12 protein-coding genes and 1 rRNA gene are annotated in these 16,862 nt (G+C 68.4%); 5 read left to right on the plus strand and 8 right to left on the minus strand.

The window, feature by feature from the left end; translation table 11 throughout:
- The 4 genes from ACWGIC_RS31275 to ACWGIC_RS31290 form a co-directional block, all read right to left on the minus strand.
- Positions 1-292: ribosomal RNA gene (locus ACWGIC_RS31275) — 16S ribosomal RNA — on the minus strand; the annotation flags it as partial.
- A gap of 750 nt (positions 293-1,042) precedes the next feature.
- Positions 1,043-2,629 (minus strand): amidase, encoded by a 1,587-nt coding sequence (locus ACWGIC_RS31280; protein WP_452079497.1) that lies wholly within the window; start codon positions 2,627-2,629, stop codon positions 1,043-1,045.
- Between the two features lie 43 nt (positions 2,630-2,672).
- Entirely contained in the window at positions 2,673-4,016 is a 1,344-nt protein-coding gene (gene glnA, locus ACWGIC_RS31285) for a type I glutamate--ammonia ligase (RefSeq protein ID WP_344288388.1), read from the minus strand.
- A 64-nt stretch (positions 4,017-4,080) separates the two neighbouring features.
- The gene (locus ACWGIC_RS31290; RefSeq protein WP_452079498.1) at positions 4,081-5,370 is read right to left on the minus strand and encodes an MFS transporter; all 1,290 of its coding nucleotides are present in this window, start codon (positions 5,368-5,370) and stop codon (positions 4,081-4,083) included.
- A gap of 92 nt (positions 5,371-5,462) precedes the next feature.
- Between ACWGIC_RS31290 and ACWGIC_RS31295 the strand changes: the two genes are divergently transcribed.
- Complete coding sequence (locus ACWGIC_RS31295) at positions 5,463-6,098, plus strand: LppX_LprAFG lipoprotein (protein ID WP_452079499.1); 636 nt, start codon at positions 5,463-5,465, stop codon at positions 6,096-6,098.
- On the opposite strand, the gene ACWGIC_RS31300 is transcribed toward ACWGIC_RS31295, so the two are convergent.
- On the minus strand, positions 6,095-7,471 hold the full coding sequence (locus ACWGIC_RS31300; RefSeq protein ID WP_452079500.1) for an alpha/beta hydrolase: 1,377 nt from the start codon (positions 7,469-7,471) through the stop codon (positions 6,095-6,097). The genes ACWGIC_RS31295 and ACWGIC_RS31300 overlap by 4 nt on opposite strands.
- A 35-nt stretch (positions 7,472-7,506) precedes the next feature.
- Complete coding sequence (locus tag ACWGIC_RS31305; protein ID WP_452079529.1) at positions 7,507-9,090, minus strand: alpha/beta hydrolase; 1,584 nt, start codon at positions 9,088-9,090, stop codon at positions 7,507-7,509.
- 138 nt (positions 9,091-9,228) lie between these two features.
- On the opposite strand from ACWGIC_RS31305, the gene secA2 reads away from it, so the two are divergent.
- The 3 genes from secA2 (at position 9,229) to ACWGIC_RS31320 (ending at position 14,229) form a co-directional block, all read left to right on the plus strand.
- Entirely contained in the window at positions 9,229-11,568 is a 2,340-nt protein-coding gene (secA2, locus tag ACWGIC_RS31310; RefSeq protein WP_452079501.1) for an accessory Sec system translocase SecA2, read from the plus strand.
- A 103-nt stretch (positions 11,569-11,671) separates the two neighbouring features.
- A complete protein-coding gene (locus ACWGIC_RS31315) occupies positions 11,672-13,393 on the plus strand; it encodes an NAD+ synthase (protein WP_452079502.1) in 1,722 nt (573 codons plus the stop codon).
- Between the two features lie 302 nt (positions 13,394-13,695).
- Positions 13,696-14,229, plus strand: a complete 534-nt coding sequence (locus ACWGIC_RS31320; RefSeq protein ID WP_452079503.1) for a methylated-DNA--[protein]-cysteine S-methyltransferase — start codon at positions 13,696-13,698, stop codon at positions 14,227-14,229.
- A 917-nt stretch (positions 14,230-15,146) separates the two neighbouring features.
- Here ACWGIC_RS31320 and ACWGIC_RS31325 read toward each other — a convergent pair.
- Both ACWGIC_RS31325 and ACWGIC_RS31330 read right to left on the minus strand, forming a co-directional pair.
- Entirely contained in the window at positions 15,147-15,728 is a 582-nt protein-coding gene (locus ACWGIC_RS31325) for a DinB family protein (protein ID WP_452079504.1), read from the minus strand.
- 7 nt (positions 15,729-15,735) lie between these two features.
- The gene (locus ACWGIC_RS31330; RefSeq protein ID WP_452079505.1) at positions 15,736-16,329 is read right to left on the minus strand and encodes a hypothetical protein; all 594 of its coding nucleotides are present in this window, start codon (positions 16,327-16,329) and stop codon (positions 15,736-15,738) included.
- Positions 16,330-16,621: 292 nt separating this feature from the next.
- Between ACWGIC_RS31330 and ACWGIC_RS31335 the strand changes: the two genes are divergently transcribed.
- A complete protein-coding gene (locus ACWGIC_RS31335; protein ID WP_452079506.1) occupies positions 16,622-16,786 on the plus strand; it encodes a hypothetical protein in 165 nt (54 codons plus the stop codon).
- The last annotated feature ends 76 nt before the right edge of the window (positions 16,787-16,862 follow it).

Consider the following 16,862-nt stretch of genomic DNA (forward strand, 5'->3'; position numbering starts at 1 on the left):
TCAGGCCGGCTACCCGTCGTCGCCTTGGTAGGCCATTACCCCACCAACAAGCTGATAGGCCGCGGGCACATCCCATACCGCCGGAGCTTTCCACCACCACAGATGCCTGCAGTGGTCGTATCCGGTATTAGACCCAGTTTCCCAGGCTTATCCCAAAGTACAGGGCAGATTACCCACGTGTTACTCACCCGTTCGCCACTCATCCCCGGCCGAAACCGGTTCAGCGTTCGACTTGCATGTGTTAAGCACGCCGCCAGCGTTCGTCCTGAGCCAGGATCAAACTCTCCAACAATGTTTTACGAGTCTGATCGAGACTACTCTCAATCAATCATTCTCAAAGGAAACCCCGACGAGGGGGTTTCATATTAAGCTCTACTGGCTTAGTTCACTAGCACACTGTTGAGTTCTCAAGCAACACACCCCGAACCAGCCCCGGAATCAACCAGGCCAAGCTCGATGCGTTATTTCAAGCTTTTGGTCGAGCATGCCGGTACCTACGAGGCTAGTCGTAGGGAGTCGGCGGCCGCTCGTGGGCCGACGCTGAACATTACCTGGTCCGTTTCGCGGTGTCAACCCGCTCGGCCCTGGCTCCTGATCGGTGAGGCTTTCGGCCCCGCCGGCCCGGTGTTCCTGGCGACGAAGAGAAGATTACATGCCTTCCAACCACCCGAAAACAGGGGGGTCACTTAACGGCATCGCCGCTGGTCAGAGCCGCGCCAGCAGGCCGGAGGGGCCGGTTTAAGCGCCGCGAACCGCGCTCGGCGGGGCGCCTGACGGGCCTCGAGTGACCCAGGTCTCCGCCAGACCGCCTCCTCCGAACGAGCTGCCGGACCGAAACCCCGAGCGCAGCACGCCTCCGCCGACCGGGTGCCCGAGCCAATTCGGCAGGTCAGCCGACTGCCCGAGCCCCGAACGATCCGCGACCAGCTCCGCCACGCAACACCGTCAGGGCTCGACGAAAAAAGAAAGCCGGTCAGTGCAGAGCACTGACCGGCTGCGACAAACCTTCTCCAGAGCACCCGACCGGGCAACCCCGAAAGCCTTACCCAGGCAACCGCGGCAGATATCGAGGCGGAACCCGAACCGGCGCGACCCGCATGTAGTCCGCGGCCAGCGCGAGCATCTTGCCGTCCGTCCACTGCCCGCCCATGAACGAAATCCCCACCGGCAGCGGTCCGACCGAACCGGCCGGGACGGTGACGTCCGGGTAGCCCGCGACGGCGGCCGGGGTCGAGGACGGGATCACGTCGTTGTCGCCGACCTTGCAGTCCGTCTTCCAGGCCGGCGGGTTCGTCGGCGACGCGATGGCGTCCAGGCCGTACTTCGCGAGGGTCTCGTCCAGCGAGCGGCGAGACAGGTCGGTCAGCTCAGCCCGGTTCTTCAAGTAGGCCGGGTCGTTCGGGCCGGGCGCGGCGAGCGCCTGCTCGAACAGCTCCTGACCAGCGAAGCAGGTGCGTTCCAGCGGGTCGGAGCGGTTGTACGCGATGAGGTCCGCGAGGTTCCGCGGGCCGGTGGGGCGCGTGGCGAGGTAGGCGTCGATGTCGCGGTGGAACTCGGTCAGCAGCGCCGGGAACTCCAGCTCCGAGAGCCGGTCCTGATACGGCAGCGTCACCTCGACGACCGTCGCTCCGGCGCGTTCCAGCGAAGCTTTCGTCTTGCTGACCACGACGTCCGTGTCCGGGCCGAGCACCGGCAGCCGCCACAGTCCGATCCGGGCACCGCGCAGGACGCCGGGGCGGAGGAGTTTCGCGTAGTCGGTCGGCTGGGTCGACGGGTAGCGCAGGGTGGCCGGGTCGGACGGGTCGCGCCCCTGCAGCACCGAGAGCGTCAGCGCGGTGTCGACGACGTTGCGCGCGATGGGTCCCGCCGTGTCCTGTTCCGCGGAGATCGGCACGACGCCGGTGCGGCTGACCAGTCCGAGGCTCGGCTTGTGGCCGACGGTCGCGGTCATCCCGGCCGGGCACACGATCGACCCGTCGGTCTCGCTGCCGATCGCGACCTGCGCGAGCGACGCGGCGACCCCGGCCGCGGATCCGGCGGACGAGCCGCACGGGTTGTGGTCCAGCACGTACGGGTTGTTGGTCTGCCCGCCGACGCCGGACCAGCCGGAAGTCGGCTTCGCGGCGCGGAAGTTGGCCCACTCCGACAGGTTCGCCTTGCCGAGGATGACCGCTCCGGCGTCGCGCAGCCGGGTGATCAGCGTGGCGTCCTTGGCCGGACGGCTCCGCAGCGCGCGCGAACCGGCGGTGGTCTGCTGGTCGTGCGTGTCGACGTTGTCCTTGACCAGCACCGGGATCCCGTCGAGCGGACCGCGGGTGCGGCCGGTCCGGTGCCGGACGTCGCTGGCCGCGGCTTGCGCGAGCGCGCCCGGGTTGAGCGCGAGGACGGCGTTGACCTTCGGGTCCAGCACCCGGATCCGGGCGAGGTAAGCGCTGGTCAGCCGGGTCGCGGTGAGCTCACCGGCCGCCATCCGGTGCTGCAGCGAGGGAATGTCGGTGCGGTCGAGGTCGAAGTGCAGCCCGGCCGCGTCGATCTCGGGCTCAGCCGTCATCGCGACCGCCGGCGGCGCGGTGGCCAAGCCCGCCGCCGCGACCAGCGCAGCGAGTACGGCGGGCAGTCTTTTTCCCATGTTCCGATGCCTCCCCAACCTCGGAGCACGGCCCGGGGCCTCGTCAGAGCATCGGCAACAGGGTCCGGAGCTCGTACGGGGTGACCGCGCTCCGGTAGTTGTCCCACTCGACCCGCTTGTTGCGCAAGAAGAAGTCGTAAACGTGCTCGCCGAGCGCTTCCGGCAGCAGCTCCGACTTCTCCATCTCGGCGAGCGCCTCGCCGAGGTTCTGCGGCAACTGCGAGTAGCCGGCGGCGCGGCGTTCGGAGTCCGAGAGCTGCCAGATGTTGTCCTCGGCGGGCGGCGGCAGCTCGTAGCCCTTTTCGATGCCCTTCAGCCCCGCGGCCAGTATCACCGAGTAGGCCAGGTACGGGTTGCACGCCGAATCGAGCGTCCGGATCTCCACGCGCCGCGACGACGCCTTGCCCGGCGAGTACATCGGCACGCGCACGAGCGCCGAGCGGTTCGCCCTCCCCCACGACACCGTCGTCGGAGCCTCGCTGCCGCTGATCAGCCGTTTGTAGGAATTGACCCACTGATTGGTGACCGCGGAGATTTCCTTGGCGTAGTGCAGGACGCCGGCGACGAACGCCTTGCCGGTCTCGGACAGCTCGTGCGGGTCCTCCGCGTCGTAGAACGCGTTGCGGTCGCCTTCGAACAGGCTCACGTGGGTGTGCATGCCGGAGCCGGGCTGGTCGGTGAACGGCTTCGGCATGAAGGTCGCGCGCACGCCCTGGGTCAGCGCGACCTCCTTGACGACGTAACGGAACGTCATCACGTTGTCGGCCATGGTGAGGGCGTCGGCGTAGCGAAGGTCGATTTCCTGCTGCCCCGGAGCCCCTTCGTGATGGCTGAACTCGACCGAGATGCCCATCGCCTCGAGGGTTTCGATGGCGTGCCGGCGGAAGTGCGTCGCGGTGGCGTGGCTGGCCTGGTCGAAGTAGCCGCCGTTGTCGGCGGGCTCGGGCTCGCTGCCGTCGTCGGGGAGGTTGGCGAGGAGGAAGAACTCGATCTCCGGGTGCACGTAGCAGGTGAACCCGGCTTCGCTGGCCTTCGACAGCTGGCGGCGCAGCACGTGCCGCGGGTCGGCCCAGGACGGCGAACCGTCGGGCATCGCGATGTCGCAGAACATCCGCGCCGAGTACGGGCCGCCCTCCGGGGTCTCCCACGGCAGCACCTGGAACGTGGACGGGTCCGGCTTGGCGACCATGTCCGACTCGTAGACGCGCGCGAAGCCCTCGATGGCCGAGCCGTCGAACCCGATGCCCTCGCTGAACGCGCCCTCCAGTTCGGCGGGCGCGACCGCGACGGACTTCAGAAATCCCAGCACGTCGGTGAACCACAGGCGGACGAAACGGATGTCGCGCTCTTCCAAAGTGCGGAGCACGAATTCCTGCTGGCGATCCATGGCCGAACCCTAACCAGCACGTGTTAACGCCATGTTTCACGGGTCACCCACATCGGCGGCGGGTTTACGCCACCTGCGCGAGCTGGGGTTTCCGGGATTTGCTTGATCGGGTGATCGACAGCGACGCGACCGAGGCGACGACCGCGAGCCCGGCGGCGACGTACCACGCGATCGCGTAATCGCCGAAGTGGTCGCGCACCGCGCCTGCGGCGGAAGCGGCGAACGCCGCGCCCAGCTGGTGGCAGGCGAAAACCCAGCCGAAGACGATCGGACCGGCTTCGCCGAAGGAGCGACTGCAGAGCGCGACCGTCGGCGGGACGGTCGCCACCCAGTCGAGACCGTAGAAGAGGATGAACGCCCACATGCTCGGCTGGACCGAATCCGTGAACAGCTGCGGCAACAGGGCGAGCGAAACTCCCCTCAACGCGTAATAGACACCGAGCAGGATCCGTGGGTCGACCCGGTCGGTGAGCCATCCCGACGCGATCGTTCCCACCACGTCGAAGACGCCGACCAGTGCGAGCAGGCTAGCCGCGGTCGTTTGCGGCATGCCGTGGTCGTGCGCGGCGGGGACGAAGTGCGTGCTGACCAACCCGTTCGTGGTCGCCCCGCAGATGGCGAACCCGACGGCGAGCAGCCAGAACGTACGCGTGCGCGCAGCCTGGAACAGCACGGTCAACCCTCGGCGGACAGTGCCGACCTTCGGAGCCGGACGCGCCACTTCGGCGTCTTCGGGCGCTCCGTACGCGACAGTGCCGATGTCGGCGGGGTGGTCGCGTACGGCCAGCAGTACCACCGGGACCACCGCGAGAGCCGCGATGGCGATGACCATGGACGCTGTCCGCCAGCCGTCGTCCACCGCGAGCGAGGCGATCAGGGGCAGGAAGATCAGCTGTCCGGTTGCTCCCGCGGCGGTAAGTACGCCGGTTACGACACCGCGGTGACGTACGAACCAGCGCGTCGCGACCATGGCGGCGAAGCTCATCGCCATCGAGCCGGTGCCGAGGCCGACGAGCACGCCCCAGCAGAGGATCAACTGCCAGCTGGCACTCATGAAGACCGTGCCGCCCGCGCCGAGAGCGACGACGCACAGCGCGACAGCTGACACTCGGCGGATGCCGAATCGCTCCATCAGCGCTGCGGCGAAGGGCGCGAAGAGGCCGTACAGGACCAGGTTGACCGAGACGGCGGACCCGATCGTGGCGCGGGACCAGCCGAATTCTTCGTGCAGCGGATCGATCAGTACGCCCGGCGCGGCTCGGAAGCCGGCAGCGGCGAGGAGTGCGACGAACGCGGCCGCCGCGACGAACCAGGCGCGGTGCAGGCGGCGGGCGGGACGAGTCTCAACGGTCACGAGTGGTCAGTTTGGTGTGTGTGCCGAAACGGCGAAAGTGGCCGGAAGGACACTCTCCGAAAGGATCGGGCCAGCCAAGTAGGCTCTCCCCCATGCTCAGCCGACGTGTCCTGCCGGCGCTGCTGCTCCTCGGGCTGGTCGGCGGTTGCACCGCGGCGCCCCCGTTGCCCGCGGCGGACGGGTTGCTCGCCGCCGCCAAGGCGAACTTCGCCAAGGTCCGCAGCCTGCACTTCTCGGTCGGCGTCAACGGGGTGCTGCCCGGCCTGCCGATGACCAAGCTCGTCGGCAACGCGACGCTCAGGAACGGCGGGCAAGCGAGCGGCAGCGCGGAATTCACCGATCGGTCGTTCGCGTTCACCGTCTCCGGGCAGACCGCGACCACCAAGGACACGAAGGGTGGCGAAACGAGCGGTCCCACGCCTTTTACCGTCGACCGTTTCCTCGGCCCGCACGCCGGCCTGATCCGCCTCCTCGACTCGCTCCGGCAGCCGAACACCGAAATTCGCGAGACGATCCAGCACGTCGACGGCTACCGCGTCGGCGGGACCGTGCCCCAGGCTGTCGCGACGACGCTGGTGCCGCAGATCCATTCGGACGTGAATGTGAAGGTCTGGGTCACGGCCTCCGAGCCACGCCGCTTCGCGCGGATGTGGCTGCAGGTGCCGCCAGCGACGAATCGCGACAGCCCGGTGATGTACGAGGTGCTGTTGACGGACCAGCAGCCTTAGCAGTTGCCGTCGCTTGCGGTGGTGGTGATCAGGTAGGCCGTTGCTGCTTTGTCGACGCAGGTGTTGCCCTTGAGGAACGCTGCGTGCTGTACGTCGTCGACAGTCAGCAGTGCGGCGTTGAGGTCTTTCGCGAGAGCTACGCCCTGACGGTATGGCGTCGCCGGGTCATGTGTGGTCGAGATGACGAGCGTCTTCGGCAAGCCGAGTGCGGACGGATGGTGGGTCCGCGAGGTTGGCGGTACCGGCCAGGCCGAGCAAGTGTCGAGTTCGTGCGCGTCGGGTGAACTGCCGGTCAGGAACGGTGCGCGGGCGAGCATCTGACGTTGCGTGGCGTCGATAGTCGCGCGATTGGGGAGACGGTCGTAGTCGACGCAGCGGACGGCGTAGTAGGCGTCTAAGGCTCCGCTGTAGTGGCCATTTTGGTCGCGTTGGTAGTAGCCATCGGCCAGCTGAAGCAGCTTCGTGCCGCGGTGCTGGGTCGCGAGTTCTTCCAGTGCCTGCTGCAAATTCGGCCACTGTGCGCGGGAGTAGAGCGCGGCTTCTGTCGCGGTGACGGCGTCCGAGAAAGACAGCCCGCGGTCAGGTAGCGCCGGGACCGGGGCGCGGGCGATTCGCTGAAAAGCTGCAGTCGCGTCGCCGGTTAGCGGGCACCCAGGCCGCTTCGCACACCATTGTGCGAAGCGGGTGAAGGCGTCTTGAAACCCGGCGGCCTGGGCGATCAGTGTCTGCGGCAAGTCCTGGGCGGGGTCGATGGCACCGTCGAGGACCATCGCCCGCACTTTGTCCGGGTACGCCTCTGCGTACGCCGAACCGATCTGTGTGCCGTACGAGTACCCGAGGTACGTGAGCTTCGCGTCGCCAAGGGCCGTACGAAGCGCGTCGACGTCGCGTACGACCTCTCGTGTGCCTACGTGCGCGAGGAACTCCGCGCCGGTCTTCTTGAGACAGGCGGACGCTCTCCCGACGTCTGATGCGCGAGCAGCGTCCTGCTCGGCATCCGACCGGCACCTGATCCGCGGCTCACTCGCATGCACGCCGCGAGGGTCGAAGCCGATCAGGTCGAACTGCTCGGCAAGCTTCCCGGCGGTTGGCGCCAGCGTGGCCGCCGCAGTCATCCCTGAACTGCCAGGGCCACCTGGGTTGAGCACGAGAGACCCGATCCGGCGCGTCGGATCGGCGGCCCGATGCCGCAGCAGACCGATCGACACCGTCCGGCCCTGGGAGTTCGTGTAGTCGAGAGGCACCGTCAGCCGGGCACAGTCGACCGACTGATCCGCGTACAGGCCCTTCTCGAACGCAGTCTGCGCGTACGGCGCACACGGTCCCCACTCGATCGCCGGACGCTGGCTCGCGCAAGCCGTGGCAGCGAGCATCGTCGCCACCACGACTGTCGCGGGCCAGCGCAACGTCAGTTGCCCTTACAGCGGGTGCCGTCCGGAGGCGTCGTGCCGTCGATCAGGTACGCAGTCCCCGCCTTGTCGACGCACGCGTTGCCCTGAAGGAACACCGTGTGCTGCGTGCCCTCGAAGGTGAGCAGCGAGCCCTTGAGCGCCTTCGCGAGATTCACGCCCGCCTGGTACGGCGTCGCCGGGTCGTTCGTGGTCGAGATCGTCAGGGTCTTCGGCAGGCCTTCGACGTTCGGCTCGTGCGGCTTCGACGTGTTCGGCACAGGCCAGAACGCGCAGGCGTCGCGGGCGGAACTGGCTTGGCGGCCGTCGTCGAGGAAAGGCGCTGCCTTTACGTATTTCTCCTGGGCCTCGAGGATCTGCTTCGGATCGGTGACTCGCGGGTCGTCGACGCAACGGACCGCGATGAAGGCGTCCTGCGTGGTGCCGTAGCTGCCGTCCGGGTTGCGCTCGTTGTAGATGTCGGCCAGCTTCTCCAGCGTGGTGCCGCGCTGCAGCTTCAGCTCATTCAGCCCGGTGTTCAGGTACTCCCAGAGACTCTGCTGGTAGAGGGCCTGTATGGCACCAGTGGTGGCGTCGTCATACGACAGCTTGCGGCCGTCGCCGACGGGCACTGGGAAGTCGATCAGCCGGCGCGTGAGGTCTTGGAACTGCTTCGTCGCCGCGGCCGGGTCGTGGCCGAGCGCGCAGTCCTGACGCTCCGCGCACCACTTCGCGAACTCGTTGAACGCGCCGCCGAAGCCCTGGCCCTGTGCGACGAGTGAGTCCTCCGGGCTCTGCGTCGGGTCGACAGCGCCGTCGAGAACGAGCGCGCGCACGTTCTTCGGGAAGGTCTCCGCGTACGTGGACCCAATGCGCGTGCCGTACGAGTAACCGAGGTACGTGAGCTTCTCGTCGCCGAGGACGCTTCGCAGTACGTCCATGTCCTTAGCGACGTCGCGCGTACCGACGTGCGCGAGCATGTCGTCGCCGTACTTCGTCCGTTGTGCGCACTTCGCGGCGAATTCCTTCTGTTCCGCCTCCTGCTTCGCGACGCCAGCGGGAGAACCGTCGGTCTCGCTGTCGTCGGCACGCTCGGCGTCGCGCTCGGGCCCGGTCAGGCATTCGACCTGCGGTTCGCTGGCCCCGATCCCCCTCGGGTCGAAGCCGACGAGGTCGAACCGGTCGCCGAGATCGGACTTCGACACCTGGTCGACCAGGCCCGCCGCGGCCACCATGCCCGAAGCGCCCGGTCCGCCCGGGTTCACCACGAGCGAACCGATTTTCTGGCCCGAATCGCTCGCGCGGTGCCGGAGCACGCCGAGGGTGATCGTCTGCCCGTCCGGTTTGTCATAGTTCAACGGCACCGTGAGCCGTCCGCACTCGAGTCCCTGCGCTTTGAACGCGGACCGCGCGTCGCTCGAGGTCGCGTAGGGTGCACACGCGGACCAGGTCATGCTCTGGCCGTAGAACCGCGCCAGTCCGGCGGGCACCGGGCCCACCGGCGCGTGCGATTCGACGGTCGGCGCGAGCGCGGCCTGGTCGGATTTGGACGCGCACGCCACGAGCGTGGTCGCGAGCAGGCCGGAAGCCGCTAACGCGACTATCGGATGGACTTTCGGGCTGGCGCTGGGATGACGGGACACGGTTTGATCGTGCCATCCGGGTGCGGAACTCGAACGCACCGTCGGCGCGTTGGGCAGTGCGGGTGCGACCGGAGACACATCGACACGAGGAGACCAGGGGTGGCACTGATCAGCCGGGTGGGCAAGCGGCTCCGCCGGATCATCCAGCGGCCGGGCAGCGTCGAGCTGACCCGCTACGAAGCGCTGCTGCCCGCCGTCGAAAAGCTCGAACCGGAGCTGGAGAAGCTCACCGACGCCGAGCTCACCGAGCGCGCGGGCAAGCTGCGGGACGCCATCGGCGGGGCCGCCTCGTTCACCGACAGCCAGCTGATCGAGATCTGCGCGCTCGGCCGCGAGGCCGCCCGGCGCAAGCTCGGCGAGCGGGCCTTCGACGTGCAGCTGCTCGGCACCATGGGCCTGCTCACCGGCCACGTCGTGCAGATGGAGACCGGTGAAGGCAAGACGCTCGCCGGCGCGCTGGCCGCCGCCGGGTACGCGCTGCGCGGCCGCCGGGTGCACGTGGTCACGGTCAACGACTACCTCGCCCGCCGCGACGCGGAGTGGATGGGCCCGGTGTACGACCTGCTCGGCGTCACCGTCGGCTGGGTCGAACCGGCGCACTCGAAGGAGGAGCGCAAGGAGGCCTACGGCAAGGAGGTCACCTACGGCGCGGTCGCCGAAATCGGCTTCGACGTGCTGCGCGACCGCCTGGTCACGCACCCCGACGACCTGGTGCAGAAGGCTCCCGAGGTGGCGATCGTCGACGAGGCCGACTCGGTGCTGGTCGACGAGGCGCGCGTGCCGCTGGTCATGGCCGGTTCGATCGACCACAACGACGCCGACGAGGAGGTCGCCAAGATCGTCCGGCGGCTGCGGCTCGGCCTGCACTACGAAACCGACTCCGAGGGCCGCAACGCCTGGCTGACCAGCGCCGGAGCGTCGGTCGTGGAGAAGTCGCTCGGCGGGGTCGACCTGTACGACGAGTCCGGTTCAGACCGGCTCGCCGCGGTGAACGTCGCCCTGCACGCGCACGCGCTGCTCACCCGGGACGTCGACTACCTGGTCCGCGACGGCAAGGTGCAGCTGATCAACGCCGCCCGCGGCCGCGTCGCCGAACTGCAGCGCTGGCCGGACGGCCTGCAGGCCGCGGTCGAGGCGAAGGAGCAGGTCACCGCCACCGACCGGGGCGAAATCCTCGACTCGATCACGGTGCAGGCGCTGCTCGCGCGCTACCCCGAGGTCGCGGGCATGACCGGCACCGCCGTCGCGGTCGCCGAGCAGCTGCGCGAGTTCTACAAGCTCGAGGTCGCGGTGATCCCGCCGAACACCCCGAACGTCCGCGAGGACCAGCCGGACCGCGTCTTCGCCTCGCCGTCGCAGAAACTGCGCGCGATCGAGGAGGAGATCCGCACGGTGCACGAGACCGGGCGGCCGATTCTCGTCGGCACCCAGGACGTCGCCGAGTCCGAGGAACTGGCGGAGAAGCTGGCGAAGGTCGACCTGCCGTGCGTCGTGCTGAACGCGCGCAACGACGCCGAAGAGGCCGCGATCATCGCCGAAGCGGGCAAGAAGGGCGCGGTCACCGTGTCCACGCAGATGGCGGGCCGCGGTACCGACATCCGGCTCGGCGGCAGCGACGGCGCGTCCCGCGAAGAGGTCGCCGAGCTGGGCGGTCTGCACGTGATCGGCACCGCGCGGTATCCGTCGAGCCGCCTCGACGGGCAGCTGCGCGGCCGGTCCGGACGCCAGGGCGACCCGGGCAGCGCGATCTTCTTCGCGAGCCTCAACGACGACCTCGTGCTGTCGAACGCGCCGGATCTGCCGGACGGCATCGACGCGGACCCCGAGACCGGCGAGATCACCGACCCGGCCGCGCACCGGCAGCTCAACCACGCCCAGCGCGTCGCCGAGGGCGTCGACCTGGAGATCCACCGCAACACCTGGCGCTACACCCGGCTGATCGAGCGGCAGCGCGCCGAGCTGCTGGAGCACCGGGACAAGGTGCTGCACACCGGGCTCGCGGCCGAGGAGCTGGAGAAGGCGCAGCCGGAGAAATTCGCCGAGCTGAAGGAAAAACTGGACGACTCCGAGCGGCTCGAGCAGGTGTGCCGCGAGGTCCGGCTGTTCCACCTCGACCAGCTGTGGTCGGACCACCTGGCCTACCTCACCGACGTGCGCGAGAGCATCCACCTGCGCGCGCTGGCCCGCGAGACGCCGCTGGACGAATTCCACCGCGCGGCGATCCCGGAGTTCCACAAGATCATCGCCGAATCCGCCTCGCGGGCGGCGAAGACGCTCGAGGAAGCCGAGATCACCGACAACGGACTCGACCTCGAGGACGTCGGTGTGCGGCGGGCGAACACAACGTGGACGTATCTGGTGCACGACAACCCGTTCGACTCGGACTTCGAGCAGACGGTCAAGAAGGTGCGCAGCATGATGCGGATGAAGAAGTCCTGATTCCTTCTTTCGGAGGGCCCCTCGCCGCGGGTGAGGGGCCCTTCGCCGTTCCCTGGCTCACCTCCGCGTAGTTTCTGTCGGTGCGGTGGGACAGAATGGCGGCATGCCGCAACTGCGCATCGCACTGGCCCAGGTCAACACCACCGTCGGCGACATCGACGGGAACACCGCGCTCACCGTCGAGTGGACCCGCAAGGCCGCCGAGGCGGGCGCGCACGTCGTCGTGTTCCCGGAGATGTCCCAGACCGGTTACCCGGTCGAGGACCTCACGCTCCGGCGCACGTTCGCCGACGCGTCCCGGCGCTCGGTGACCGAACTGGCGCGCCGGCTCGACGAAGCGGGCTGCGGTGAAGTGCTCGCGTACGTCGGCTACCTCGACCACGACGAGGTCGGCCCGCGCGACGCCGCGGCGGCGCTCTACCGCGGCGAGGTAGTGGCCAGGCAGTTCAAGCACCACCTGCCGAACTACGGCGTGTTCGACGAGCACCGGTACTTCAAACCGGGCACCGAACTCGAGGTGCTGCGGCTGCACGGCGTCGACATCGGCATGGTGATCTGCGAGGACATCTGGCAGGACGGCGGCCCGATCTCCGCGCTCGGCAAGGCCGGGGTCGACCTGGTGGTCGCGCCGAACGCGTCGCCGTACGAACGGTCGAAGGACGAGCAGCGGCTGCCGCTGATCGCGAGGCGGGCGGCCGAGGCGGGCGCGCCGCTGGTGTACACGAACCAGGTCGGCGGGCAGGACGATCTGGTTTTCGACGGTGACTCGCTGGTGGTCGGCTCGGACGGGACGCTTCTTGCCCGGGCGCCGCAGTTCGTGGAGCACCTGCTGGTGCTGGATTTGGACCTGCGCGCCGCGGAGGCGTCGGCCACGGGCTCTTTCGACGGCCTGGAAGTGCACCGGCGGGTACTGACCGATTCGCCATTGCCCGCGTACGAGCCGCTTTCGGCCCGGACGATCAGCGAACCGCTCTCGGACGAGGCGGAGGTCTGGTCGGCGCTGGTCGTCGGACTGCGCGATTACGTGCACAAGAACGGCTTCTCGACGGTTACCTTCGGCTTCTCCGGCGGAATCGACTCGGCGGTCTGCGCGGCGCTGGCAGCGGACGCGCTCGGCGGGGACAACGTGTACGGCGTTTCGATGCCGTCGAAGTACTCGTCCTCGCACTCCCGGGATGACGCCTCCGACCTGGCGGAGCGGATCGGCGCCCACTACCGGGTCGAGCCGATCGGCGACATGGTCGATGTCTATGTCAACCAGCTTCGGCTGACCGGGCTCGCGGAGGAGAACATCCAGGCGCGAGTGCGCGGGATGCTGCTGATGGCTCTGTCCAATTTGGATGGACACCTCGTGCTCGCGACCGGCAACAAGACCGAACTGGCCGTCGGCTACTCGACGATCTACGGCGACGCGGTCGGGGCGTTCGCGCCGATCAAGGACCTGTTCAAGACGCACGTGTGGCAACTGGCGCGGTGGCGGAACGAGGAAGCGGCCAAACGAGGGGAAACGCCGCCGATCCCGGAAAACTCGATCACGAAGCCGCCATCGGCGGAGCTGCGGCCGGACCAGAAGGACTCGGATTCGCTGCCGGATTACGAACTGCTGGACGACGTTCTGGACGACTACGTCGAGAACGACCGCGGGTACGCGGATCTGATCGAGGCGGGCTTCGACCCGGAGACGATCGACCGGGTGGTGCGGATGGTCGACCGGGCGGAATACAAGCGCCGGCAGTACCCGCCGGGCACGAAGATCACGTTCAAGGCCTTCGGCCGGGACCGGCGGCTTCCGATGACCAACGGGTGGCGGGAACGGAAGTCCTGACCGGGGATTCCGGTTTGGCTGAGCGGGAGCTGGCTGGCTGAGGTTCGGTTGGCTGAGGTTCAGTTGGCTGAGGTTCGGTTGGCTGTCTTGGCGTGGTCGGCTGCGTTGCTGAACGCAGCGGGTTCCGTTATCGCTGACTGGGTTTTCGAGTGCGGCTGGGCGAGGCTTGTCTTTCGCCGGGATGGTGATCGGCATGCCGGGTCCCGCTCGTGTCTGCGACCTCCGGCCGGGTTCGCCGCGGCTCCAGGGTCGTGTCGTTTTCTCGCCAGTTTCTGTCGGTGCCGAGTCGTACGCTGGGCGGCATGACGGTTGGGTACACGGTGTTCGACACCCCGATCGGGGCGTGCGGCCTCGCCTGGCGGGACGGTGCGGTGATCGGAACCGCGCTGCCGGGAAGCACGGCTGAGCGGACGCGCGCGCATCTCGCGACCCGCTTCCCCGACGCGGCGGAATCGCCGGTGCCGGAGGAACTGCGCGCGGTGGTGGACGATGTCGTCGCGCTGCTGTCGGGAGAAGGTCGCGACTTGCGTGCGGTGCCGTTGGACTACCGGGATGTGCCGGAGTTCAACCGGCGCGCGTACGACGTCGCGCGGGCTATTCCGCCGGGGAAAGTCCTGACGTACGGGGATATCGCGCATCAGCTGGGTGCGCCGGGCTCCGCGCAGGCTGTCGGGCAGGCGATGGGGAACAATCCGTTCCCGATCATCGTGCCGTGCCACCGGGTTTTGGGAGCGGGCAAGAACACCGGCGGCTTTTCGGCACCTGGCGGGGTCGAGACGAAACGGCGGATGCTGGTGATCGAAGGGGCGTTTCCGGAGGAACCGACTCTGTTCTGAAGGGGTCGGCTGTATTTGAGGCGTCGGCTGCGGAAACCGGTCCGGGCTGGCGGTGCCGGGGGTTCTGAACGACAGTCTTTTGAGCGACGTGAGGCTTTGCTGCGCTCGGTTGGCAATCCTGCGACACCCCCAGTGCCGCAGGATTGCCAACCGAGTGCGCCGACTTGCTGGGCGAAGGGCGCTGGCACCCAAACCTGTCGCGGGCGATCGCTCGCTGGCCCCGGGAGGAGGAACCGCTGGCGGCCAGCGGGCGAGCCTGACGTTCGCGACCAGCCGGGCCTGAGCCAATCTGGCTGGGGTTAGCTATTTCAGCCAGCCGGAATAGCTGCACCGCCAGCCAGACGACAAGCCCGACATCCGCAACCAGTCGGATCTGAGCCAATCCAGCTGAGCCAGCCATCTCAACCAGTCGAAATGGCCGCACCGCCAGTGGATTGGCCGCACCGCCAGCCAGCTAAGCGTGGGTTGGTCGCGCTGCAGCCAGCTGAGTGTGAGTCGACCACACCACCAGCCAGCTGAGTGCCGCCACCGCCTCCGACCTGACCGTCGCTAGCCGGTTTGCCCACCGCTGCGCGCCAATCGACCGGCTCATCCGGCCTAGCCTCGCTCGCCAGCCGGGCGAATCCAGCCGAACCCGCCAACGACCGGCCCGGCCAACCGAGCCCGCACCCCAGCCCGGCCGACGGTCCGAATGCCGACCGGGCAATCCGGTCCGGTTGGCTCAGCCGCCGCAGCTAACCGAGCGAGCGATCAGGCCAGCGCGAACTGTCAGGTCGTTCCGCCGCTCACCGCGGCTTCAACCAGTCCGTGCCCGGCCGACCTTCCGGCCACAGCCGCAGGGACATAACTGTGGTGCCCCGGGCGGTCTCGACGTGGCCGAGCACCAGGCGAGCGATCAACCCAGCCCAAAATCCGGGTCATTCCCCCGGCTTCCACGGCTTCAGCCAGTCCGTCTCCGGCCAGCCCTCCGCCGCGGCTTGCAGGGGCATGGCGGTGGCTCCGTCCAGGGACTCGCGGACGATATCGGCGTGGCCGGCGTGCCGGGCGGTTTCCTCGATCAAGTGCAGGAGCACCCAGCGGACGGACCAGGCCGACACGTCGTCCGGGTACCAGGGCACGTCCTTCGGGACCGGGACTTCCTGGTTCAGGTCCGCGATCCCGGCGATGACCTCTTCGGTGCGGGCGGCGACCCGGTCGTAGTCGGCGATGACCGACTCCAGCGTCTGGTCCGGGCCGAGACGGTGGTTCTCCTGATAGGTCGCGACGCTTTCGGCGAACGGCTTCGGCGGGATGTTCAGCACCAGGTCGATCCAGCCGCTTTCGGTGGACGACACGTGCTTCAGCAAGCCGCCTACGCTCAGGGCGCTCGCGCTGGGCACGGCGCGCGCCTGGTCGTCGGTCAGGCCGTACGCGGCGACCTTCATCGCCTGCCGCTGCTGTGCCAGGAAACCGAGCAAACCGCCGCGTTCGTCGGGGGTCGGGGAGACTTTGCCAGCCATGGTGGCCTCACTTCCGGTGTCTGTTGCTCCGCAGCATCGCACCCGCCACCGACAATTTCCGGCCGCTGAACGGAACCCGGGTCTGCACGACGAACGCGCCGCCGATCACGATCTGCACCGCGTGCACCACCAGCTGAACCCTGGTGAACACGCCCTCCAGATGCCCCGCCAGCGTCGACGCCACCACCAGCGCCCACGCGACCAGCACCACCACCAGGCACCCCACCGCACAGGCTCTCCAGCCGGGCGGCCACCAGAAGATCAGGCTCAGCGCGCCGACGGCGACCATCGCGCTCAGCAGGTTCGGGGTCACCACAGTCTCCGGGACCCCCGCGTAGACCATCAGCACGATCCCGAACGCCGACACCGAAAGCGACGTCAGCCGCCCGCTCCAGTGCGCTGGCGCGAGTCGCATGAGGGCGGGTCCGGTGAGGAAAAAGGCCAGGCCGCCGATCGCTGTCGCGACTTGGAAGACCGGCTGCGCGGAGAACAGATCCCAGACCGGCTGGTCGGTCAGCGACACCCCGGTCTGCATGAAGAACTCCAGCAGCCACGCGGAATACCCCGCCAAACCCAGTCCGAGCAGGACTATCAAAGCCACCCGCGCAGCATGCACTTGCCCACCCTAAGCGAATCTCTGCGACGAAGTGCCGGATGGTGTCACACCCGTGACTTACCGGAGGTTCCGGACACCATCCGCTACCACGAACTCACGCACCGAATCCCTGGTGGAGGTTACCCGATCGTGGTTGGCGAACGGCCAATACCCGCCTCGTTGCCGGGCACGGGACTTGGCCGGAGGCGGGGAGAGGGCTGGTCCGGAAGCCGGAGGTGGCGAGGTTCTAGGCAGGCGGATACCGGGAGGGCTGGGCGGGCAGGGTGGGCGGCCACCGGTGGGCCGGGCGAATCGGCGGGCCGGGCGGATCGGCGGGGCAGGGTGGATCGGCGTGGAGCGGCGGATCACGACGGGCGATGGCCGGATGCCGCGGCTGACGGTTCGCGGGATCCGCGACCCGATCAGCCTGCTCGGCGTCGACGATGACCGCGTGCGGGCCTAGCCCGGCCCGAGCCAGGCGCGATCGAAGCCAGCCGGGTCGGCGGGATCGAGCGAGCAGGAGTGGGCAGGGCTCGAAC

The organism is Amycolatopsis sp. NPDC054798 (assembly GCF_053611505.1).

Excerpts from the sequence above, each read along its gene's own strand:
- ACWGIC_RS31280 (WP_452079497.1), bottom strand. The coding sequence starts at position 2,629 with ATGGGAAAAAGACTGCCCGCCGTACTCGCTGCGCTGGTCGCGGCGGCG.
- glnA (WP_344288388.1), bottom strand. The coding sequence starts at position 4,016 with ATGGATCGCCAGCAGGAATTCGTGCTCCGCACTTTGGAAGAGCGCGAC.
- ACWGIC_RS31295 (WP_452079499.1), top strand. The coding sequence starts at position 5,463 with ATGCTCAGCCGACGTGTCCTGCCGGCGCTGCTGCTCCTCGGGCTGGTC.
- ACWGIC_RS31300 (WP_452079500.1), bottom strand. The coding sequence starts at position 7,471 with ATGCTCGCTGCCACGGCTTGCGCGAGCCAGCGTCCGGCGATCGAGTGG.
- ACWGIC_RS31315 (WP_452079502.1), top strand. The coding sequence starts at position 11,672 with ATGCCGCAACTGCGCATCGCACTGGCCCAGGTCAACACCACCGTCGGC.
- ACWGIC_RS31320 (WP_452079503.1), top strand. The coding sequence starts at position 13,696 with ATGACGGTTGGGTACACGGTGTTCGACACCCCGATCGGGGCGTGCGGC.
- ACWGIC_RS31325 (WP_452079504.1), bottom strand. The coding sequence starts at position 15,728 with ATGGCTGGCAAAGTCTCCCCGACCCCCGACGAACGCGGCGGTTTGCTC.